This window comes from Rhizobium sp. PEPV16 (assembly GCF_008919455.1).
Classification (GTDB): Bacteria; Pseudomonadota; Alphaproteobacteria; order Rhizobiales; family Rhizobiaceae; genus Rhizobium; species Rhizobium leguminosarum_Q.
In genome coordinates this window covers 28,887-50,890 of record NZ_VSZV01000348.1, presented here as the reverse complement: position 1 = coordinate 50,890, position 22,004 = coordinate 28,887, and the positions used below count along the sequence as shown (strand labels likewise).

The 22,004-nt window shown below is 58.8% G+C and carries 23 protein-coding genes and 1 pseudogene; 12 read left to right on the top strand and 12 right to left on the bottom strand.

Annotated features, from left to right (window positions below):
- Window positions 1-23: 23 nt before the first annotated feature.
- The 3 genes and pseudogenes from FY112_RS29500 to FY112_RS29490 form a co-directional block, all read left to right on the top strand.
- Complete coding sequence (locus FY112_RS29500; protein ID WP_017958565.1) at window positions 24-434, top strand: transposase; 411 nt, start codon at window positions 24-26, stop codon at window positions 432-434.
- A complete protein-coding gene (tnpB, locus tag FY112_RS29495; protein ID WP_003551791.1) occupies window positions 431-778 on the top strand; it encodes an IS66 family insertion sequence element accessory protein TnpB in 348 nt (115 codons plus the stop codon). Before FY112_RS29500 ends, tnpB begins: the two co-directional genes overlap by 4 nt.
- A gap of 45 nt (window positions 779-823) precedes the next feature.
- Window positions 824-2,305: pseudogene (locus tag FY112_RS29490) on the top strand (IS66 family transposase); the annotation flags it as partial.
- Window positions 2,306-2,993: 688 nt separating this feature from the next.
- On the opposite strand, the gene FY112_RS29485 reads toward FY112_RS29490, so the two are convergent.
- Window positions 2,994-3,998 carry a dienelactone hydrolase-related enzyme gene (locus tag FY112_RS29485; RefSeq protein ID WP_151519914.1) on the bottom strand — a complete coding sequence of 335 codons (1,005 nt, stop codon included), beginning with the start codon at window positions 3,996-3,998 and terminating at the stop codon, window positions 2,994-2,996.
- Window positions 3,988-5,598, bottom strand: a complete 1,611-nt coding sequence (locus FY112_RS29480) for a hypothetical protein (RefSeq protein WP_151519913.1) — start codon at window positions 5,596-5,598, stop codon at window positions 3,988-3,990. The genes FY112_RS29485 and FY112_RS29480 overlap by 11 nt, the downstream gene beginning before the upstream one ends.
- A 346-nt stretch (window positions 5,599-5,944) precedes the next feature.
- On the opposite strand from FY112_RS29480, the gene FY112_RS29475 reads away from it, so the two are divergent.
- The gene (locus tag FY112_RS29475) at window positions 5,945-6,622 is read left to right on the top strand and encodes a hypothetical protein (RefSeq protein ID WP_138386315.1); all 678 of its coding nucleotides are present in this window, start codon (window positions 5,945-5,947) and stop codon (window positions 6,620-6,622) included.
- Here FY112_RS29475 and FY112_RS29470 read toward each other — a convergent pair.
- From FY112_RS29470 to FY112_RS29450, 5 genes are all read right to left on the bottom strand, one after another.
- Complete coding sequence (locus FY112_RS29470; protein WP_181018296.1) at window positions 6,619-8,640, bottom strand: hypothetical protein; 2,022 nt, start codon at window positions 8,638-8,640, stop codon at window positions 6,619-6,621. The two genes, FY112_RS29475 and FY112_RS29470, sit on opposite strands and share 4 nt — an antisense overlap.
- On the bottom strand, window positions 8,606-8,998 hold the full coding sequence (locus tag FY112_RS29465; RefSeq protein WP_017958558.1) for a hypothetical protein: 393 nt from the start codon (window positions 8,996-8,998) through the stop codon (window positions 8,606-8,608). The genes FY112_RS29470 and FY112_RS29465 overlap by 35 nt, the downstream gene beginning before the upstream one ends.
- A gap of 3 nt (window positions 8,999-9,001) precedes the next feature.
- A complete protein-coding gene (locus tag FY112_RS29460; protein WP_017958557.1) occupies window positions 9,002-9,403 on the bottom strand; it encodes a hypothetical protein in 402 nt (133 codons plus the stop codon).
- Between the two features lie 4 nt (window positions 9,404-9,407).
- Entirely contained in the window at window positions 9,408-10,157 is a 750-nt protein-coding gene (locus FY112_RS29455; RefSeq protein ID WP_017958556.1) for a ParA family protein, read from the bottom strand.
- 121 nt (window positions 10,158-10,278) lie between these two features.
- Window positions 10,279-10,677, bottom strand: a complete 399-nt coding sequence (locus FY112_RS29450; protein ID WP_151519912.1) for a hypothetical protein — start codon at window positions 10,675-10,677, stop codon at window positions 10,279-10,281.
- A gap of 128 nt (window positions 10,678-10,805) precedes the next feature.
- On the opposite strand from FY112_RS29450, the gene FY112_RS29445 reads away from it, so the two are divergent.
- Genes FY112_RS29445 through FY112_RS29420 form a run of 6 tightly spaced genes read left to right on the top strand, consistent with a single transcriptional unit; the run spans window position 10,806 to window position 14,005 of the window.
- Window positions 10,806-11,486, top strand: a complete 681-nt coding sequence (locus tag FY112_RS29445) for a thermonuclease family protein (RefSeq protein ID WP_017958554.1) — start codon at window positions 10,806-10,808, stop codon at window positions 11,484-11,486.
- Window positions 11,487-11,503: 17 nt separating this feature from the next.
- Window positions 11,504-12,136, top strand: a complete 633-nt coding sequence (locus tag FY112_RS29440; RefSeq protein ID WP_151519911.1) for a thermonuclease family protein — start codon at window positions 11,504-11,506, stop codon at window positions 12,134-12,136.
- A complete protein-coding gene (locus tag FY112_RS29435) occupies window positions 12,133-12,729 on the top strand; it encodes a thermonuclease family protein (RefSeq protein ID WP_181018295.1) in 597 nt (198 codons plus the stop codon). Before FY112_RS29440 ends, FY112_RS29435 begins: the two co-directional genes overlap by 4 nt.
- Window positions 12,730-12,754: 25 nt before the next feature.
- On the top strand, window positions 12,755-13,069 hold the full coding sequence (locus tag FY112_RS29430) for a hypothetical protein (protein WP_029875128.1): 315 nt from the start codon (window positions 12,755-12,757) through the stop codon (window positions 13,067-13,069).
- A gap of 8 nt (window positions 13,070-13,077) precedes the next feature.
- The gene (locus FY112_RS29425; RefSeq protein ID WP_094231202.1) at window positions 13,078-13,449 is read left to right on the top strand and encodes a hypothetical protein; all 372 of its coding nucleotides are present in this window, start codon (window positions 13,078-13,080) and stop codon (window positions 13,447-13,449) included.
- Window positions 13,450-13,468: 19 nt separating this feature from the next.
- Window positions 13,469-14,005, top strand: a complete 537-nt coding sequence (locus FY112_RS29420) for a hypothetical protein (RefSeq protein ID WP_151519910.1) — start codon at window positions 13,469-13,471, stop codon at window positions 14,003-14,005.
- Window positions 14,006-14,037: 32 nt separating this feature from the next.
- Here FY112_RS29420 and FY112_RS29415 read toward each other — a convergent pair whose 3' ends face one another.
- Window positions 14,038-14,379, bottom strand: coding sequence for a helix-turn-helix transcriptional regulator (locus tag FY112_RS29415; RefSeq protein ID WP_017969115.1), 342 nt, complete (start codon window positions 14,377-14,379; stop codon window positions 14,038-14,040).
- 414 nt (window positions 14,380-14,793) lie between these two features.
- On the opposite strand from FY112_RS29415, the gene FY112_RS29410 reads away from it, so the two are divergent.
- On the top strand, window positions 14,794-15,087 hold the full coding sequence (locus FY112_RS29410; protein ID WP_151519909.1) for a hypothetical protein: 294 nt from the start codon (window positions 14,794-14,796) through the stop codon (window positions 15,085-15,087).
- A gap of 9 nt (window positions 15,088-15,096) precedes the next feature.
- Window positions 15,097-16,485: a hypothetical protein gene (locus tag FY112_RS29405; RefSeq protein ID WP_151519908.1), complete on the top strand. Its 1,389-nt coding sequence runs from the start codon at window positions 15,097-15,099 to the stop codon at window positions 16,483-16,485.
- Between the two features lie 44 nt (window positions 16,486-16,529).
- Here FY112_RS29405 and FY112_RS29400 read toward each other — a convergent pair whose 3' ends face one another.
- From FY112_RS29400 to virB10, 4 genes are read right to left on the bottom strand one after another with little or no spacing between them, the layout of a single operon-like run.
- Complete coding sequence (locus FY112_RS29400) at window positions 16,530-16,862, bottom strand: hypothetical protein (RefSeq protein WP_151519907.1); 333 nt, start codon at window positions 16,860-16,862, stop codon at window positions 16,530-16,532.
- A gap of 59 nt (window positions 16,863-16,921) precedes the next feature.
- Complete coding sequence (locus FY112_RS29395; protein WP_151519906.1) at window positions 16,922-19,645, bottom strand: type IV secretory system conjugative DNA transfer family protein; 2,724 nt, start codon at window positions 19,643-19,645, stop codon at window positions 16,922-16,924.
- Window positions 19,614-20,663 (bottom strand): P-type DNA transfer ATPase VirB11, encoded by a 1,050-nt coding sequence (gene virB11, locus FY112_RS29390; RefSeq protein ID WP_029875121.1) that lies wholly within the window; start codon window positions 20,661-20,663, stop codon window positions 19,614-19,616. Before virB11 ends, FY112_RS29395 begins: the two co-directional genes overlap by 32 nt.
- Window positions 20,660-21,997: a type IV secretion system protein VirB10 gene (gene virB10 / locus FY112_RS29385; protein WP_151519905.1), complete on the bottom strand. Its 1,338-nt coding sequence runs from the start codon at window positions 21,995-21,997 to the stop codon at window positions 20,660-20,662. The genes virB11 and virB10 overlap by 4 nt, the downstream gene beginning before the upstream one ends.
- Window positions 21,998-22,004: the final 7 nt, after the last annotated feature.

Sequence of the window (22,004 nt, the reverse complement as noted above, 5' to 3'; positions counted from 1 at the left end):
GTGCAAACACTAGGAGTAGTCCTATGACGAAGCATCAGATTGAAGTGATCACGTCTGTCGAGCGCCGACGGCGCTGGTCTCAGGAAGATAAAGAGCGGCTCGTTGCAGCCTGTCTCGAGCCAGGTGCGGTGCTTTCCGAGATTGCGCGATCGGCCGGTATCCATGTCAGCCAGCTCTTCCGTTGGCGCAGGGAGCTTTGCCAAATCGAGGAGCCGAGGACGGAAACAGCGAGCACGTTGGTGCCGGTGGTCGTGTCCGAGGCCGCGCTTCCAGCCTCGCCTATTCCCTCGGGGCCACCCGCCCCATCGCAGTCCCGCCGGAAGCGCAGCGATGTGACGATTGAACTCGGTCGGGACCGTCGTATCCGCGTAGACAGCGACATCGACACGGACGCGCTGGGCCGCATTCTCGATGTCGTGCTGGGGCGGAGATGATCCCGGTTCCGAGTGGTGTGAAGGTCTGGCTGGCGACCGGTCACACGGACATGCGCAAAGGCTTCCCCGGTCTGTCGCTGATGGTGCAGGAGACGCTGAAGCGCGATCCGATGTGCGGACATTTGTTCGTGTTCCGGGGGCGCGGTGGAGGTCTGATCAAGGTGATCTGGCATGACGGACAAGGAGCCTGTCTATTCACGAAGAAGCTGGAGCGCGGCCGCTTCATCTGGCCGTCAGCCGCTGACGGCACGGTGGTGATCACACCGGCCCAGCTCGGTTATCTGCTCGAAGGCATAGACTGGCGGATGCCGCAAAAGACCTGGCGGCCAACATCGGCAGGATGAGCAAAAGCACTGGAATGGCGGACTCGAATATGATTCCATCCTGCCATGAGCGACGCGACTGATGAGCTTCCGGACGACCTTGCCAGTGCGCTTGCACTGCTGGCCGAGGAGCGTGCCCGGCGTATCACTGCCGAGGCAGAAGCTGCGACCGCCAAGGCGCAAGCCGCCAGCGCAAAGGCGCTCGTGTCGCATTCCGAAGCGCTGATCGCGCGGTTGAAGCTGGAGATCGAGAAGGTTCGCCGCGAGCTTTACGGCAGCCGGTCAGAACGCAAGGCGCGACTCCTCGAACAGATGGAACTGCAGCTCGAGGAGCTGGAGGCTGACGCTGGCGAAGACGAACTGGCGGCAGAGGTTGCGGCCAAAGCCTCGACGGTCAGGGCTTTCGAGCGCAAGCGTCCATCACGGAAACCATTCCCTGAACATCTGCCGCGCGAGCGTGTCGTTATCGCGGCCCCGGCGAGCTGCCCTTGTTGCGGTTCGGGCAAGCTGTCGAAGCTGGGCGAAGACATCACCGAGACCCTGGAGGTCATCCCGCGTCAGTGGAAGGTGATCCAAACGGTGCGGGAGAAGTTCACCTGCCGCGAATGCGAGAAGATCACCCAGCCACCAGCTCCTTTCCATGTGACGCCGCGGGGCTTTGCCGGGCCCAGCCTTCTGGCGATGATCCTGTTTGAGAAGTTCGCGCAGCATCAACCGCTGAACCGCCAGAGCGAGCGCTATGCCCGAGAGGGTATCGACCTCAGCCTGTCGACGCTGGCAGATCAGGTCGGCGCTTGCGCCGCGGCGCTGAAGCCACTCCATTCGTTGATGGAAGCGCATGTCCTGGCTGCCGAGCGGCTGCATGGCGACGACACCACAGTGCCGATCCTGGCGAAGGGAAAGACCGATACGGGTCGCATCTGGACCTATGTCCGAGATGACCGGCCGTTTGGCGGGCAATCGCCGCCGGCGGCTCTCTACTATGCTTCGCGAGATCGACGACAAGAGCATCCCGAGCGCCACTTGAAGACCTTCACCGGCATTCTGCAGGCTGATGCCTATGGCGGCTACAATCCGCTGTTCAAGGTAGACCGCGATCCGGGGCCGCTGACGCAGGCGCTCTGCTGGTCGCACGCGAGGCGCAAGTTCTTCGTGCTGGCCGACATCGCCACGAATGCCAAACGCGGCAGCCGCGCCGCGCCGATCTCGCCTATGGCGCTGGAAGCCGTCAAACGGATCGATGCGCTGTTCGACATCGAGCGTGAGATCAACGGACTTGCCGCCGGCCAACGCCTGGAGCACCGTCGCAAGGGCAGCCTGCCGCTTGTCGGCGAACTGCACCGCTGGCTTCAAACCGAGCGGGCAAAACTGTCGCGCAGTTCTCCCGTCGCCGGAAGGAAGTCATGGCTCTTCGCCGGATCGGATCGCGGTGCCGATCGTGCCGCCTTCATGGCCACGCTGATCATGAGTGCCAAGCTCAACGACATCGATCCGCAGACCTGGCTTGCTGACGTCCTGGCCCGCATCGCCGACACGCCAATCAGTAAGCTGGCACCGGATGCTTACAGTGTGTCTTGTGGGAGGCAAATAAGCCAATATGACCAGGATATTGCCTGCGGCCAGCTCAAATCTGACCGCAATCCGTCAAAAAACCGCACCCCAAGCTCTCGATTGCGGCAACGCAGCGCCAATTTCAGCAGCCTGCTAGACGTTAATTTTCGGATCCGTTTGACCGATTTTTCCATTCGCCGTGATCCACTCAGGGTGAATAAAGGTATTTGCGGACAATTCACTACATCAGAATTGGTGGGCTAACGTTAGATGAAAAAATGGGGCAAAATCCTGCTGAAACTCAACACCAGCTTTTCACACGCCCTTATCGAACGCCGGCCGAGGTCTTCCTCACACATTTGCAAGACGGGGCATGATCCCCTACCCTCAAAACGGCATGATGCGCTTGGGATAGATTCTCCAAACCATGTGTAGTCATGCCTCTCCCGCGATCCGACTGTCGGGAGGACACTTCAGCGCCCTCCACCATCATCCCTTATTAATCGGCAGGAGCGCCGAACCTGCATCGTTGATGCCCTACGGAACTGAGCCCGGTCCGTCCCGTAGGGAAATCAACATGGCAACGCATCGCCACCCGTCACCCGCTACGACCCTTGCGCGCACATCTCTCCTCGGCCATCTGTATCGCAGCAACCGTCATCTTGTGAGATCAAGAGCCCTCAGTCTAGCGGAACGACAGAAACCGTTTCAGGCTCAAACCGGCCAGCAAAATGTAAGGCGGCATGCCGAGCGAATAGTGACCACAGTTTAATTCCAAAATGTTTGGCCTAGCGCCGGCGGCCTTCAGCCTCTGCATGAACCCTTGTGATATCTCTGGCAGAACAACCTTGTCCCTCTTAGCCAACACGACGTGAAGTTCGAGATCGGTCCGTGCCAAATTGTGCGCGTAATTCTCTAGGTTAAGCGGACCCCACGCCCTTCTGAGCTCGGTCAGCTCAATAATGGGTTCAAGGCTTTCACGTATCGATCGTGTCGCGCGCCCTGTCCAAACCATATCCGCGAGACTTCCTGCCGTAAGAAACAACGAGGCTTTTGACACAGCCGAGTCGTGCGCAGCGATTAAGCCTGCGACCCAGGAACCTAAGCTCATACCGAGAACGGAAATCTCTCGATAGCCTTCGCTTTTCACCCAACGAATGAGTTTTCGCCCGTCCCATACCGCCTGCCGTACAGACTGGATGGTTCGACCGAGATTAGGGCTAAGCATAAAATCGGCGTGCACGGACCCGGAACGGCTGCGCTCGAAATGATAAGGCATAGCGATCTCGACAACCGTGATTCCACGCTGTGAGAAAAAGTTGGCGATCTGACGATTGCGTGCACTCGCATTCCAGTGATGAAAAATCACCAACGCCTGATCGAAGGATCCGCTTTCTGTGATTTTTGCCCAGACTACATTGTTCTCTTCGACGCCAGTGGACATGTCCGACGGAAATTTGATCCACCCGTCTTGCCGTTGAAAATGCTGATCGTCCCCGCTCGGTTCATCGAAAAAGGCTGGATCAGCCGCTGCCTGGTCCGCAAGGGCACAAAACTCGCCGATACCTACTATGTTCTTGGCGCGTGGGAAGGCGAGGTTGGCATCAAGGACGAAATCGCTTATTTCCTTGGATTCCTCACCGCGCCTTGCCCGCCGCTCATCCCAACGATCAAGCCAACTATGATACATTCTGATTGCTTCCCCAGTCGCTCGCTCTCCATCGCCCAAGCTCTGGATCAATGAGGCCGTACATCGCGAGCAGCACTGCAAGGCACAGAAGGATCGAAAAGCCTGTAAATGCGTCGATCAGCAGGTAGCTGGTAAAAAGTAACCCTACTGCCGCTGACATCTTCCACATGGGAAAATGAAATCGGCTTCCGGCACCTAGACGGATAGAACCGTAAAGAAAAACGATAATCGTCGAAATAGCGATAAGAAGGCTGCTGTAGTGGGTCGGCATCCTGTAGCTGAATCCTTTGCCCATGTCTTTGCCCTCATACAAAGCTGACGACATATCGGCAAGCAGCCAAGCCACGATGTTCTTTCCATTCGACGCCAAGTAGGAGCTTTGGGCCTTCATGCATACGGCGATCAGAAGACCTAAAACAGTGCACCGAAATATTCCGCGCATCACCCGTAAGCCGATTTCATGGACATGGTATTGATAATCAATTCGCGGCCGGTTCCTCGATGCTCCTCCGATTTTCCAAAGGTCATTAATCATCGTATGAAGCAAAATGAGACCTACGAAGAAGAGATAGAAGCACAAGCACATGTAGAGATAAGCGAACGCCGTGAATACAATCTCCATCGGCACTGATATGACTTCGGGCCGCACGAGCGCTAACTTGCCCCAATCTATCGCATAGTTGCCACCGCCTTTTACCAACGGGATCAAGCACACACCGATCCATTGAAACACACCGGCGAACAACACGCAGACGATAAAGATCGCCCAATATGTATACGAAGAAGCATCTACGTTTCGGGCCCAGGCGGCGTCGCTTTCCACACGATTGCCCGCCGCTACAATCCGTAAGCGTCCTTCATTTTTCCAAAACAACAGCAACTCTATGACGAGCGCAAAAAACAGTGGCAAGAACACCATAAAGAGGAACGTCCAATTGGGCGCCCAGAGGAAACCTACCTGTTTGACGAGACCATCCGCCCGATTGTAAGTCGCGTTGTGGATCCCCACAATATACGAGAGAAACCCCAGGGCGGTGGCACCCGCAAACACCGACGCAGGTAGATCTAAGGTAGATCCGCGGCTAAATAGCGCCTCCGACCTCCTCGCCAAATTAAAACGTCGGCGCGGCTGATTAGCCTCAGTATCCCTTTCCAGCTTTGCCGGCGACTCCATCTCCTCATCGACGACATTCCGTGCCAGATTTGGAACCTCTGCCGCGGGGCTGCTTCCCGCTTTCTTCAAACCTCGCCTCTTCGCCGTTAAGCGAGATTGCGCCGCACTTAGCTCCATCTGCCATTCGCTTGTTGCTACCGGATCATCACACCCGAAGACCCTTGCCAGCCAACGAATATTGGTGGTGCTGATACCCTTCTCATTTTCTTGAAACCAAAGCTGGACCGTTCGTAGATCGACCCCGGTCCGGTTGGAATCGATGTGTGAAATCGCCTCAGCGAGAAGTTCCGGCGTCCACGGGCCTGCGGGAAAGCCATCACTTCCCAACGGCCGGCCCGCTCCTGCCGCGGCCAATTGTTTGAAGAGTTCTTTGAAATCACTTCCGTCTTTCGGCGGAGGGAGAAATAACTTTCCATTCTTTGGCAATGGCTTACCGGCTCTGGTTTCGTTTCGTTTCGGTAGATTTCGTGCGTTTGTGCCCGATCAACGGGTATCGCAACTACACGCAACTGCATAGCGATTCTACTATCAGGAGCAAAATTTTGAAGTTTGGGATGTTGATTTCAGAACAAATGAGCAGCGAGTGAGAGGAGGAAGCCATTTTGCCGCTCGCTTGTAGGAACGCCGGAGATTCCTCACCGAAACGCGCTGATTTCCCATCCGATAACCGGGTAACGACGACAATCGCCACCGACTGGCCCCAAGAGGAAGCTGCGCGTCATTTCGAAGTCGTGTGATGGCGAAGCTGGCTTCAAGGTTTGGAATTTAGCCAATGAACAATCATGCAAAATATGCAGACAGGATCTTTAGGAGGATCGGTTCAACCGGCCTCGTCATTTTTGAGAGAGATGGCACCCTCCTGAGAAAGACTAGTCCCTCCGGGGATTACATGCTCGGAGATATCAACGAAGAATTCGTTGAAATGTTAAGGCATCTGCGACACCTCAATGCTCGTTTCGGCTTTATTTCGGACGAGCGTGGGATGGACGCGGGTGCCTATGGAAGATCAGAATTCGCAACCCTGACCGAATTGCTTGACGCATTACTGAGCATCAGATGTGCCATACCGGATTTCTGGGTGACATGGAGTGACGTCCCACATGCAAGCGGAACCGGCCTTCAGCGCCAAGCGGATCGGCAACAGGAGGCTGGCGCCGGAGCGATCTTCCAAGTTATGGAGCGGTATGGGATCGGCAGGAAGGAAACCGTTTTCATCGGCAGCTCGACCGCTGGTAGCCTCGCTGCCGACGATGCGGGTGTCTCGGTAATCGACTACTTCAACAACCGAAGCGAGGGAACCGCTCAGGGTGCGGCCCGAAAGCATGTCCCCAATTTGTCTCCGCCTGAAGCCACGGAGGTCCAGCGACTCCGCGCCAAGATCCAGGCGACGTTGGGCTGGTCCATCGCTGGAGAGCTTAACTGTGGCCAACAGTGCGGTTCGCAGGGTTAGCGGGTGCGGTCCCTGTCCTTCTCCTGAGGCGGGCGAAGCTTGATCGATTTTGGTATGTCGCGATCCCGCTGCTGGGGTTTCGGGCGCTCCCGATTCGAACGATCTGTTTCCGGCGCGTCATGCTCCGCATTAGACCGGGCGATGCGCGATGCGTCGAGAGAACGGTTGTTCGAACTCCTATTAACCACGCCCTGCTCCGCAATATGATCGCGACCGGCAGCCGACTTGGTGTCGAGGCTGTCCGAACTCCGCTTATCCCTGCCAGACTCCGTTCGGTCTCGATTCTTGTCAACGCGTGAGTCGAGCTGCAGCCCGACGACTTTGCCGATGATCTTCGTCGCCTGCTCGAAGATCAGCCGATCAGATGGATTGGCAATCTTCACGGCAACCGTGAGCGCGGTGTTCGCCAGCGTTTCCTTCGCCGCCTTTGCTTGCGCGGCACTAATGGGTGTGGATCGCAGCATGTGGTCCTCGCCTTTCTCTCGTGTGGGATCACGGCCTTCGCGGACCGCTGTTTTAAGCCGCCCATATTCGCGCCGAAGCCCGATGGACAGATCCTGGCTGATTTCTCGTGCGGTGCTCGGTGCACCGCGGTCCTTGGCAATACCATCCAGCATGCGAATGACGTGCCCGACCGAACGCCGGCTCTGGTCGAACCGCGTCCTGGCCTCCTCACGCTTCGGCGCCGTCGGCGTGTCGCGGAGCTTGGACATTACCTTTTCGACGACGTTCGACGGCGCCGTTGCTCCCATCCGGCGAAACATTTCCCACTCCCATCGTTTGACGGGCGGCGGGCCAGCACGTTCGAGGCGCTTCTGCCGATCGATCGGGATGCCGCGCTCCCGCGCCTTATCAGCAAAACGGACCCGCCATTCGGTGAAGTCGCGGATATTGGGGTTGAGCATCTTTCCGCTCGCGTTGCGCAGCGCAACGATGACATGCAGGTGCGGATGCTTTTCAAGATCATTGCGATTATGGACGGCATAGGCGTAGCGGTGGTCCTCAAACTGCTCCCTCAGGAAATCTCGGCCCGCCAGGATGAAGCGGTCGCGATCAACGTTGGCCGGCCCCGAGAGCAACAGGTGCATGAAGTCCCGCGGCTGGCGGGTCTGCATGAGAGCACCGACGACCTTGCCCTCGGCCGTCAATTCCTTGTGGTCTTTGGTCGTGACTTCGCGCCGTTCTCCGCCGCGCTCGTAACGGCCGCTCTTGCCAGGGCGGTCTCTAAGGTGTGTTTTCGTCGACAGCGTTACCTCCGCCCCTGCCCGTTGCATCGCATGTAGGGTGGCGGTCAGGCCTTTGGGCCCAGAGGAGAATTCAGCGGGATAGCGCGAAACCGGAGTAATACCGGCGCCGCGCAATACCTTGTCGAGTCGCTCATCGATCGCGCGGACATCATCGATTTCTGCAGGAATACGATTGGCGCTGCTTCGATCCGACCTGTCCTTCTTCTCGTGGGCAATTACCAGAGCAAATTGCAGACGGGTCTGCCCCTTCACACCCTCGCTGACGCTGAAGGCATAGGTTCGATCGCCGTCGCCCGGCTGACGGAACCCATCCTCCGCCAGCGAAGCGAGAGCGCGCCCTAAGTGCTCGCGGTTGGCTTTTTCAAGCTCGTAGGTCAGACGGAGAATATCCTGGCTGCCTTTTCGGTTGCCAAACTCCCGCTCCCAGGATCGGACGGCGGCATTGAGATCGGTGACCTCCCGGCCATCCTGGTCAAGGGCCTTCTCCTCCTTGCTTTGATAGGAGAGAACGTTGCGGGCCGAACTCGCGCCGGCACCATAAGACAAGACCTTGACGACCACCGCATTGTTGCCGGCCGCACGGCTAAACGCCGAGGCAGCGCCCGGATGCTTGGCGGAGGGTGAGGCAGATTTCGTAAAGGTCGGCCGCTTCGCTGATCGACCGCCGCCGCCCCCGCGCCGCCGCAACTCGTCTTCAATGATATCGAAATAATTCGGCAGCCGATGACCTTGCGATCTAGATGCGAAGCGACTTCTGGACAGGTCGTTCATCGTGGCTCCTAATTAGATCGGCGATAGTGGTGGAGGGCCGAATAAAGGCGGCATCGCGGATGGCATCGAGAGCGGTCATTACCTCGTTGAGCTTTTCCGTGATCGCCTCTGCTGCTGCGCCTCTCCGTCCCTGTTCGACAAGAAATTCCTCGTTGCGAAAGGCGAGCTCGCGCAGAAACTGGTGCATGTTTGCCAGTTGCCGGTCATGTTCTTCGAGCATCGCCGGAATGTGCATGATCTCTCTGGTGACGATGAGCTTCGCGATGATGTTGACGGAAACCCCAAGTCTCTGCGCGAGGGCTTCGACGTTGCTCAGGACGTGAGCGGGCAGGCGGAACATGATAGCCGGTTCACGCATCGGCTAAAGCCCCCTCGCCTTCAGAGCCTCGACAATCAGCCGATGCGTCGCGGAGGATAGCTGCTCGTGGCGCTCCAGTGAAACTCGGAAGATCTTTGTCAGCACGTCGTCATCGAGATACAGCGAGATCCGCTTCCGTTTCGTGGTGTCCCCTGCCGCTGAGGTTCCCTCGGCGGCCAATCGCTCACGTCGTCGATTTTTGTCCGGAGTGCGGACGTCCGGTGACCTGACGCCGGGCGCGACGTTCTCTCCCGACTCTTCGAGAGCCTCATCGGGCATGAGCGTTTCAAGGTCGATATTGGTCGGCATATAGGAGGTGGCGGTGTCCTCCACCTCCTTCGCCTGCTCCTCTCTCGACCGGGTAAGGGCTAGAATGTTGCCGGCCGGTGTTCTTTCCCCCGCCATCTCTCTAAGCCGCCTCCGCCTGCAGGAGGCAGATGAATTCGTTGTTGATCTTCTTCACGAGATCGATCGCATCGAGCACGCTCTCTGAGGCCCGGCGCTTGGCCGATGGCGTCAGCGACGAGTTGTTCTCAATGCTGGCGAGCTTGGAATAGAGCGAACCGAAGCCGGCTCCGACGTCGCTGAAATGATTGCTCTTGCGGATGACCGTCTCCACCATGGGAATCTTACCGCTGGTCAGGATTGCGTGAACTTCCGGAAGCGACCGATTGTGCTTGAGAGCGATCATGTCGACGTAGTTCCAGATCGCCGCATAAGGGATCGGTCCTTGGGGCCGTTTTTTGGATATCTCCTTCAAAATGGTCGCGACCTTGATCGCTGATGTCGCGGCGGTCGGTTCCGGGATAATCGGAATGAGGACTGCGTCGCACTCGTGATAGACCTCGATTGCGCGTTGGTGGACGTAGCCGCCAACGTCGTAGATGCGAATATCCGCCTCGGGCGCTTCAGCCAACCGGTCCCGAAACCGATCGACGGGAGCTACTCGCAGATGCAGCAACGTGCCATCGCTCGGAAGTAAGCCGCGCTTCATCGAGACATTGTACCAGCGTGTCGATGACTCCTGCTCATCGCAATCAATGAGCAGCGTTCTGTGTCCCTGTTGGGCGAACTCCGCTGCAAGGTTGACATTCAAGGTCGATTTTCCTGCACCACCTTTGAACGTTGAGATAGCAAGCGAAAGTGGTTTGACTGCCATGAAATTCCTCACCCTTTGCATCAAAAATCGCCGGCGCTGCGGACTGTGTTCAATCGCAGTGGCGGCCGACAAGGACGTTGTGGGATCCAGCGCGCTGCAACCGTGCCAGGAGCCTCCCCTTTCAGGCCCGAAGTCTGGCTCGTCGCTGTTCCTGCTGCCGCGCTGCGATCAAATCGTCATTCAGCTGTGTGATCTCACGCTCGCGCGCCGCATCCGCCACCGAATCCCTCGCCGGCCAAAATCGGAGGATGGGCAAGAAAAGTAGCGTGAAGAAAACGAGTGCGGCAGCTCTGAACCAGGAAGACTGGGCATACAGATCCGCTGCCCATCGCCATAGTGCCTGCGTCCATTCTGCGGGCAGAAAGGCATACGAAAACGCCAGGGCGATGCCATATGCAACGAAGGCCGCGACGAGAAGGCAGACGCCCGAGATGGCCAGAAAGTTCGCGATCAACATCAGAAACCATGCCGCCCGGAATGGAAAAACAACGACCCTAAGCGCCTTTCTTGCCGCCGACATCACTTTTCTCCATCTGTTCGTTTCCAGTGTCCGACAACACATACTGCAATCCTCGGACATTTTCCAGACTTGCACTGCAGTATAATTTCGTGCATTCTCAAAACAGTCAACAGGTGACGGATGCGAGCATGAACAATGGCGCATGGCGGTTCGACCGCCTCCTCTTTTGCACCCTTCTAGGCGCCCTGATTGCCCTGCCCTTTGCCGCGCGGGCCGACACGGCCTTTGAGTTTGTCAGCTACTATCAGAATGCCTATGCACAGGGCCGGGATCTGATCCCCGGACCACAAATGCCGCTCGACACCTCATCGATCGCGTCCCGACTTGATCTCCAAACCGTTAGTCCAAAAGCCGCGCTGAGCGGCAGTGCCTTTCTCGGCGCCGATGGTGCCGTCATCAAACTGGCTGGCGCCCAGGGCTGCCTCTCGACCGAACCAATGGAATTTGCCGGAATGCCGACGACCTGTGCCATGATCTCGCTTGCCGGCATGACTGCGACCCTCGATGAGGCAAAGGCAGGTGCCGGCGATGCATTCCCTTGCCACGTTTTCGCGCAAAATCCCGGCAGACCAGCCGTGCGTTTTGCTGAGTGTTTTTTCGTCGAGAATGGCGTGGTGCGATCGCTCTCCGAGGCGCTCATCCGCAAAGGCTTGGCATTCGCTGCCCGTGACCGCGCCGGTCGGCCTGTCTTTCCGGAATATCTGCAAGCCGAGGACGCCGCACGCGGTGAACAAGCCGGCATCTGGGGCAACGGCCAACTCACGCATCCCTATGGGGAACGCTACCCGGTCAATTCGTCAACCAATTGATGCGGATCGGGTTTCTCATGTTCATTTCCGCGATCACAGCTTCCGGCCTCTATGCTGCCACGACGATCATGCCGATGCTCCCCCACGGCAACGTCGCCCGCGAGCCGCATGTCTCGCCCCCGGTCATTCCTGTTCAGGCCTCGCAAGCCGACCTTCCCGCGGCCGTTGACGTCGGTGGCGATCAGCCTAAATTCGCTCCGTTCCCTACGGAGGCGCAATTCGAGACCGGCGACACCTGGATCTCCGGCGGGCGACGTTATCGCCTCTATGGTCTGCAGGCCTGTCTCCGGGGAACCAACGTCACCGTCTCTGCCGGCGTTGTCCGGGATTGCGGAGAGCTCGATCTGGTCATGGCGCAGGCGTTGATCCGAGACACGAGGCCCGTCTGCGCGACCATCAAAAATCTCGACCAGAACAACGCGGTCGTCGCATGCCAAACGACGACAGGCCGGCATCGGTACGACCTGGCAACCTATATGATTGCCCAAGGTTGGGGATTTGCCGCCGTCGACAGCGCGGGGCGACTGATTGTTCCAGGTTACCGGGTTGCGGAGGAATCTGCACGTTCGGCGCGCGCCGGACTCTGGGCCTATTCGGACCTACCGCATCCGGTTTCCGTTCTCCAACAACAGGCGGGGGCACAACAATGAGAGTTGCCGCTGCCTCGATCCTATGGCTCGTAATGGTCCCGACGGCGTTGCTTGCGCAAAGCCGCCCGTCCGATGTGCCGCGTCAGATCTACGGCAAGGTTCAGGTCGTTGATGCGACCACGTTCGAATTCGTCAAGAGCCGACAGATCGTCCGCCTGGCTGGGTATGAAGCCCCTCGCCTTGAGCAGACCGCAACGAGCGATGGCGTGGAGTGGCCCGCCGGTCAGGTTTCGCGTGCCTGGATGATCCTCCGGACACTTGGGCAGAACGTCAACTGCGCGCCAATTGGCCGCGACACCAACAAGATCCTGATCGCTCATTGCTTTGTCGGCGAAACAAATCTGGCAGCAACGGCAATTGCGGAGGGTATCGGTTACGCATTCAACTACCGCAACGAGCCACAAGTCCCTGCATATTTCGATATTGATCGGAAAGCCAGGGGGCTGGGCTTTGGAGTCTGGTCGTCACCGGACCTGCTTCCCCCTTGGCTTTACACCGCATCGACTGTGGCCGCAGAGAAGTCGGACGGCCAATCACCAGAAGCCGAGACGGGCCTGCCCCTGCCTTTGCCTGTTACCCAAGCGGCTCGGTAAACTCAAAAACGTGTAAGGAGATTGAATGAACCGCATCTATTGCTCCGTCGTTGCCGCGGCAATCCTGCTCGTCCTCGCTCCGGTCGCGAGCGGCGCGCAAGATAGCGCCACTCCTAATCTGACCGATCAGCGTGATCCGGACTTTTGCGGCGCGGGCGGCGCCGGCTGCGATCCGACGGACGTGCAGCAATGGAAAGCAATTGGCAACAGGCTTGCCGACCTGTCATCGGCAGACCTTAGCCAATACGCTTACGCCTGCGCCAAGCATGCGGACTGGAAGAAGGTCTGCGAGACCGATCCGGTTGCTGTCCTCAAGCGACTGGGCATCGAGGGGTATTGAGGTTCCCGATGGCCAAGCGTCCCGATACCAGGGTGATTGCTGCCGCCATCGCCCTCCTTGCTGGAACAGCGGGAGGATATGCGATCGGTGAGCTGGCGCGAACCGGTCATATCGCAGACCTGGAAAAAGAGATCGTCCGACTGAAGGAGTCGGCCCAGCAACCGTTGCCCGTGGACGCTCCGAGTGACGAAGAGGCAAGTGCTGCAATCGCGAAGTCAGGCCGTTCAATCAGGATCTCGGAGTGCAAGCCGCGCGAGGCAATACCTGGCGTCACCTGTACCGGCATCATCACAACAACGTCAGGCACCTTTGCCGGCTCGGCGCAACCGGGCGTGCTTTCCTTTGCGAGGATCGACGGTGCCTGGGCGCAAATCCAGTAGTCGATAACGGAGGCGAATTATGAGACCGTTGGTGATTCTCGTCGCAACATTGATAGGTACAGCCCTTGGAACCCCGCTCGGCGGCGCAAAAGCCGAGGACGCCTCGTGGGGATGCCAGGTTCTGTTGTGTGCGGCATCAAAAAATCCGTCATGGCACGGCGTTGCCTATTGCGTTCCACCTATGACAAGGCTCATTGCCGCGATGAAGGACCCGGGATTTTCCTGGCCGATTTGCCATGAGGCTAAGGCCGGCAAGCCGGGGCGGGAAAACTACGAGGATTGCCCGGCCGGAACGACGGTCGGCTATAGCTCGCAAGGCGACGGTGGCTGGCGCGGCGAGCCCGACCAGTGCATCAAAACAGTCGATGTCTGCCGATCACCGATGGAGCGCAATGCCCACACGAGACAGTCAGGTATGACGAGTTTCGGCAACGGCCATGATGGCTGCATCCAGCAAGTTGCCACCCCGCGACCGCGGCGCGCTGATCCCTATTTCTTTGATATCCCGAATGACCAAGGCATGAAGGAAAGGTTCTGGTTTAACCTCGATCACTAGTCCGGGCCGATCCCACGCTATGAAGGAGAAAATCAGGTCGCGGTCTCGGGAGCTTTTTTCTTCCCACGGCGGGCTTTCAACGCTTCTATCAGAGAGAGATCGTCTTCGGTGACTCTGAGCAAATCCTCGATAATGACATTCCACTCCCGCTGCATCTTGTCGAGCGTCGACAGCTTGACGTCACGCATGCAGCGGGTCACTTGCGACATATAGGCCTCTGATACGCCGAGTTGTTCGGCCAGATCCTTGTTCGTTAGGCCGCGCTCGGCCTTCAATCGGCGCAGGCCGATTGCCAGCCTTTCTTGAAACGATAGTGCCTTCAACATCGAGACGCCCACTGCGTTGCCGGACTGATCGTCTTTCACACGCGACATGAAACGCCTTCCCTGGCGGAAGATGTGCTCGATACGGGACCAGCAAACGTATTATCCCGCCGACAGAGGGTACTGCCACAGCTGCTGGCCGGGGATTTGTTCGGGATTCTACTGCTCATCCAATGCCTGACGCCGGCTAGAGACCATGATGACCAAGCGTAAACCCTTTGTTGCCTATCTCTTGCATCCAAGCATTCACAACTTTGTTACACGTCTTACACCGCGACGATCACGCCCTGCAAGAGGATGGCAGAGCCTCCTCGGGTCACTGAGCCCCGTAGTTGGGGCACCGTCTTCAATTGGCATGAATCCTCATGGATAGGTCCCTCCATAGATCCGAACCCCTTGCCGTAGCTTGCCCGCCACTTATACTGCAGTTATATTTTTCGAGACTGAGTTCGAAGGAGGCACTCGATGACGTCGCTTAAAAAGCGTGGCTACCGATTTGACTTGCAGCGGCTATGTTTGGCGACCCTGGTTTTCGGATTTGTTTTCCTCCTCGCCCGCATCGTAATCCGAGACAGTCTCACGGTGGGCTACGCGATGATGATCCCGATCTATGCCTTCCTTTCGGCTGTGCTCGAAGGTTCGCGCATCGACAAAGGCAGGGCTTGGAACATCCGAGCTTGGGGAGAGACGATCATCGCCGCAAGCGCCGCCGCCGGTGTGGGATACCTCGGCTATCGGCTCTGGCTCCTCGGCTATTGAAGGTCTGGCATGCGGATCGTCGTTCGCAACAGTCCAGCGCATCCACTTGCCGACCTGTCCGACCGAGAGGCAACCGCGTTGCGTGCCTGGTATGGCAACGCTGCATCCAAGGAAGATGAGGCTATTGCGCTTTCGGTCATCAAACGCGCCAAAGTGATGGACGGCTGGATTGAATGCGATTGCCTCGCCGCTGGCTTGCAGCCATTGCTCGCACCGATCCAACAGGAGCGTACATTTACGCTGCGACGACTGACCTCGAAGGAGGCGGACCCCCAACAAAATGAAGAGCGTCCAAACCATGCGCAGACATGCCCGTTCCATGTGGACAAGGACGCTGCTCCGCCTCTGTTCGACCGTCGCTATCAGATTCGCCCGCTGCCAAAATCCGAGCGCAGCTATATCGACGCCCTTCCGGCCATTCCCAACCGTCTTGCTGATATCTCGGAGGATGATCCCACCCGATCGAGGGAACGAAACGACCGTCCTTCCAGACTTGCGAGCATCCTGTGGCGGATGCTGGACAAGGCAGGCACGAATGTTATCCCTGCGCTGCAGGACAATCCCGAACTTGCACTAGGAGGTCAGCTCTCAGGGATACGTTCCGCCGCGCGGGAGCTCAGGGTGCTGCGGACCTGGACGCTCAACGCGCTGATGTCGACATGGGCCGCGGATTACTGGGATCCAGATAGTCGTTGGCAGCGATTGCTCTGGACCTCTCGTCCCGACTGGCCGGAGAGCCTTCGGCGAACCGGCTTTATGTTGCTGTTTGTCAAAACCGTGTCGGCCCAGGCGATCATGCCGGCATCGTCCTTGAGAAAGATCGATGTGCTCGGTAAAGTCCGCCAGCCATTGCGTGGCGATCCCACACTTAGAGGTCCGTTCCTGACCTTGCTGAACGTCGATTTTCAGGACGATGACGAGGGACCCGTGCGGGCGATCCAGGCCTATGCGCAGCCGGTTTATAACGGCGACACGCTCTTTCCGGTGGAATCGGGATTCGAAAGAGATGTTTCGCATCTGTTGTTCTGGCTGCAGCAAGGTCTTTTCGACGCGGTACCGGACCTTCGCATCAAGATCACCAAGCCGCTGTTCGCATCAGAGACTCCCGCCGGTCTGTGCAGGCCGGACTTCATGTTAGAGGCAACATATGGAGGATCCATCTCGGTGACCCTCATTATCGAAGCCTTTGGGATGGAGACCGACGAATATCGAGAGGCGAAGGAAAGGACTTTGCCGCGCATGAAGCATCTCGGGCCGATCTTTGGGATTTCTCCCAAGGATCTCACTGAGGCGAAGGCCGCAGACACCGCCAGGCGGCTACAAGACTGGGTGATCGATCAGGTTCGTCGGCCTGGATACGACACTTCCCCGACATCCGATGACGACATCCTGACCTGAAGATCAATTTATGATCGCCGTTTTCCTCAGCGTTTGATTGGCCTTCACCGGACAGCGCTCAGCTCGACTCTCGCGGCATCGAGGAGCGCCTGTTGGATGATCACCAGTACCTCGGGTGGGCAAGTTCCGAATATGCGCGAGACGAGGTCGTCAGCCAGCTCTGTGATCGTGGGCGTCAGCCTCGCCGGCGCCGACTTGTCGATCGCATCCTCACCATCGCCCTCCAGGTCAACTTCGGCTCCGATCGTTTGCCTTTCCATCTCGCGCTCCTTCACCATCAGCCAAAAGCCGGCGTCAGCCTTGGCGGCAGCGACAATTCGTTCGAGATGACCATTATTTGAAATATCGCCGTGTAAGAAATGTCGGATCTCACCCATGTATCGTTTTCCCTGGCGGATGGGGACGCAGTGTTGCGTCGTTGCGGGCGACGTCGCATCTACTCAGCATGCGCCTCGGTCTCAGATTGCTCCCGATCCTCGCCCAGCGGATCCCGCACCAAGCTAGCGAACTGGCGCAGGTAGGCTCTCGAGCTGTCCTCCGTGAGCCGATCCGACAGGCTCTCTATCAAGAGCTCGACATCCGCGTTCAGCTCGACCGGCTCAAGCGCGTTCTCTTCGGCCTGCTGGAAGATCACCTCGTTCAATGCGGTAAGATCTGCCCCGAATACGTCTCTGACCTCCTGCCGCCGAAGAACAGTTGCAGCAGGCCGAGGGCCGCTTTGATCCGACGGACCATTGGCCTGTTTGGCTCGAACGCTCCGATGTGCCGGTGAGCCCGAATAGACATTGCGGCTGAGCTTCTCCTCGTCGATATCGAGACCGATGTCACTCTCGCGAGCGGCTCCAGGCGTTTTGGGTATGCCGCGCTTTCGTTGCCCGCTCGCCGAATCCCCCTTTTGCTTGTCTCCCGACTGCTTCTTCTTTTCCGCCTGTACCTCCTCCTCCGCCACACCGGCCTCGCGCGTCTCGTCGAGATCCAGGCGATGACGCAGCTCGTCGAGCGAGGAAATGTAGACGTGGCGGACACCATCCTTGACGACGAAGCGCACGGCGTCGTTGTCAGTGCCTGTCGAGGCCGGGGCCGCCGCAGCGGACTTGCTGTCGTCGATCGTCCATTCAACCGGCTCAATGCAAGGCCTTTTCGCCGGCTTGAACTTCCGCACTTTCGAAAACATCCGCTCGCCGCCGGAATCGAGCTTCATGATGCGCATCAGCGGCATACCGGTGACCTGCAGGATCGCCTCTTCCGGCTTCATCATCATCAGCGTGTTGACGGGAAGAAGATCGACCGAGACCGGCACCTTCGAGATCGATCGCTGTCTTCGGCCGTGGCGATGCGAATAAGACGATTGTTCGACCCACTCCGTCGTTTTGCCAGCAGCCATCGAGACAGCGGTCGCATCTTCCTGGTTCTGGAAATTCATGAACAGCTTGATCGTCGAAGCGCCCATCAGGATCTTTTGGCCGGAGCGCTGGTACAGCCGCTCCAATTGGGCGCCGTCCTGGAGGATGAAGACGAACCGCACGCCATTCTTGCGGATCAGCGGGGCGAGCGTCAGCACCGTATCGATCCGGCCGCCATTGCCGAATTCGTCGAGCATCATCAGCACTTCATGCTCACGGTTGCGCAACGGTCCCATCTGCACGAGCTTGTCGGCCATCTGCTGGATGAACATCGAGATCAGCCGCTCATAGATCTGCATGGCGTTCCAGTCGGCCTGGATGTAGATCACCATCTTCCGCTTTCTGATGGTGCCGATCGGGATCGTGGTGATCGAGGTCAGCGCTTCCACCAGCGGGTTCTGCAGGAAATTGAGCTTGGCGACGATCTCCGCGGCGATCCCCTCCCCGAGCTTTTCATGGCGCCCGGCGAATTTGGTGAGCTGCATCCGGGTCTGGTCGGAGAGAACCGGCTCATAGTTTTCCAATAGCTGGATGATCGCCTTGCGCTCGTCCGACATCGAATTGAGAATGCGATAGAGCTCGCTGAGCGACTTGCGGGTGTCGGGGCATTCGAGCACGAAGCCGAGCATGGCCGTCAACAGGATCCTGGCGCTTTCCTCCCAGAAGTCGGAGGAATCCGATCGCAGACGTTCCGGCAGAAGCATTTGCGTAAGCTTCTGCAGGTCGGTGATCCGCTGGGTCGGCTCGTCACTGATCAGGTCGAGGGGATTGTAGCCGTCGGTGAACTTCGAGCCCGGAGCGAGCAGGAAGACCTCGTACCCCTTGTCCTTGAGATAACCGGAGGTCTCCTCGAAGAGCTCGCCGCTCATGTCGAGGACGACCTGCGATCCCTGAAAACTCATCATCGTCGGGATGACGAAGCCGCGCGATTTGCCCTGTCCCGGCGAACCGATGACCATGACGTGCTGATCGCCGTCGTTGCGCAGCAGCAATCCCTGCTTCAGTCCGAGAACGATGCCGTGCTTGTCGCGCAGCCGAAAATCGGCTGCGTCCTTCAAGGTGGCGAGGCGTGCCTTTCCCATGATCATCCGCTGGCGTTTCTGAATTGCCGCGCCGATCGGAAATCCGACGATGGCACCGGCGGCAGCGAGACCGGCGAGCGCGGCGAGCACCGTGTGCCGGGAGGGTTTTTGATAGGCGCCGGCTGCATCGATTGCGCCGAAAGGAGCCTGATACATCGCGGCCAGATGATTGCCGTAGTAGCTGGCAATCTCGGCATGCTCACCGGCCTTTGTGGCAACGAGATAAAAGGCCACGCCGTAGACGATGACGCCGGCATAGGCGGCGGCGAAGATGAGAGCCGTATGGGCGATCAGACTGAACATCGACCGGACATGCAGCAGGTAGAGGATCTTGCGCGACAACGCCCTGCCGCCTTTCAGCATCCAGAGGCAAGCCAAGAAAAACAGGAACGGCAAGGCAACCACGAAGGCCAGCAGCGAAAGTCCGACCGTGTTGCGGACATGGATGATAGACCAGGTATAGCGCACGGCGTCGATCCAGCGCGCTTGTGCGACATAGTCGAAGTAGGACGAAGATCCGAACGAGGTGATGTAGGCGTCGTAGATCAGCGTGAAGAAGGCGAGCCACAGGAGAACGATTCCGAGCAGTGCGATCGGCAAGGTGAACAACGATGCCCGCTGCAGGCCCGTCCATTTCGGGCGGTCAGTCTCGGTGTGCGTGGATACGCTTGCCATTTTCGTCCACCTCGTCGGCAAAGTAGATCTCGCTGACGCCGCGGCCGCCGGCGGCATCACTCTTCTTCAACTGGACCACGATCGGGATGATCGAGCGGATGTATCGAATGATGTCGTCGCGCTCCATGCGCACATTGCTGTTGAGTACCAGCGTCGACAGCCGGTTGAAGGCGTGGTGCGGCGAGTTTGCATGGATCGTCGACATTGAACCGGGATGCCCGGTATTGATCGCATTCAGGAAGTCGAAGGCCTCGTCGCCGCGCAGCTCGCCCATGAAGATCCGATCCGGTCTGAGACGGAGCGCCGTGGCCAGCAGATCGCCCATCGTCACCCTTGCCTCGCCCTGGCCACCCTTCGAGACCAGCAGCGAGACGACGTTTTCCTGTAGCGGCTCCAGCTCAGCCGTGTCCTGCATGAGGATGAACCGCTCATGGTTCGGAATGGCGGTGAGCATCGTATTCAGAAACGTCGTCTTGCCGGTGGAGGTGCCGCCCGAAATCAGCATGCTGCGGTGATTGATTGCCGCGAGCTCCAGGAAGGCGCGAACCTTGCCGGCCCGCAGCAGCCGCGACAGCTCGATATCGACGTCGTCGATATAGTCGTCTCCCGTCACCTTGGTGAAGCGGAACGCGCCAGCCTTCTCATAGTCGTTCAAATCGAACCGGCGGATGAATTGCTTGCGGATGGAGAAGGCGTGGCCCGTCGCGGAAGTCGGGTTCAGCACGAACTGCACGCGCTCGCCATTGACGAGCGTCGCCGATAGGAGCGGATGTTCAGCGTTGACCGTCTGCTTGGTGAACGAGGCGGCGCGCGATGCCATATGGCGGATTGATTCCTGGTCGAGGCCGTCGACTTGCTGCCTCATCATGCTGAGCTGGCCGATACGCTCGAGCCAGATCTCATTGCTGCGCTGGCAGGAAATCTCAACCACGCCGGGATCGTCGAGAAACGGTCGGATCGGCTCGATGGCCTCAGACAGAAAATGCTGCTCAGCAGAAATCGACGGGCGCGCGTTCATTTGCCAAGCTTCCTTCTGCGCAGTCTCTCAAACTCTTCGCGGACCGGATCCGGATAAAGCCCGGCGAAGTCGAGGTCGCGTGTGACGAAGACATTGATGTCGGATCCCTGAGGAATGTGGATCGTCGGCCGGATGTTGCGGCTGTCCTGGAAAGCTTCTGACGCCAGCTGCTGGATGCCGGACGCAATCGTCTCGGCAGCAATTTCGCGGGCACGATCCTGTGACGTGCTTCCATTATCCTGAGGAATGCTGGTCACCGTTCCATCCGTGTTGACGATCGTGATATTGCGGTCCTGCTTCTGGCCGAGCTGGGCGATGTACTGAGTGGCGCCACCAATCAACGTCATCATCGCCGGCGGCCCGAACCGTTCCCAATACTTGCGGTCGACGACACCCGTCATGCCCGAGCGCCCAAGCCGATCGGTGCCATAGGAGCCGAGCTGCACCGAAACGCCGTCTCCGCGGATCATCCGTGTCCAGACAATCAGGATCCGCTCCTGCCCCCGCTCGACCCCGGATTTATAATCGCCGATTAGGGACGAGCCTGCCGGTATGAGGATGCGCCGGCCGTCGAACGAATAGACGTCTTCCCGTACAATCCCCTTCACCATGCCGGCGAGGTCTGAATTGATCGCCGTCTCCAGCGTGCCGCGGATCATCGTGCCCTGCGGGATCCAGGCGTCCGTGCGGCGGTTCTCGGTTGCGACTGAAACGTCCACACCCTGCCCGCCCATCGCCTTCAGGAAAGCACGATCATTGTCGACCGCGCCGCCGCCGTTTGACGCTGCTGCCGTTTGCGCCCCGGACGAATCACTGGCGCCGAACAGTCCCGCACCCGTGACGTCGGTCGAGGCCCGTGCCGCGCCGTTCCTCTGATCCGATTGATCGAAGACCATGGAGGAAGAGCGAACACGCTCCAGCAGCTTGGCTTGCCGTGCGAGCTCGATGCAGCGGGGATTGTCCGGGTTCTTGCCTCTGGTGCAGTCGACCTCGGCCGGTGGCAAAACGGGAGCAGCCGCCGGAACGACGGGCGCTGGCGGCGGCGGAGGGGGTGGCGGCGGCGCTTCCGGAACGACGACCGTCGGCAAAGGAGGCGGGGCCGGCGTTCTGAACCCTTCGTTCCTGGGTGTCTGGACCGGACGGAACTCCTCGCGCGGCGTCGTGTCGATCGCCGGCTGCTGCTCGCCGCCGGCAAGCAGAAAATAAAGGACGACGCCGACGCCGGCGATGGCCGCGATAACCGCGATCGGCCGCATGAGACCAACGCTGCTCCTCCGGACCGGACCGCCAATGGCGCTGTCGGTGTCGAGCGAATGATAATTTGGATCCGACATGGCGCGC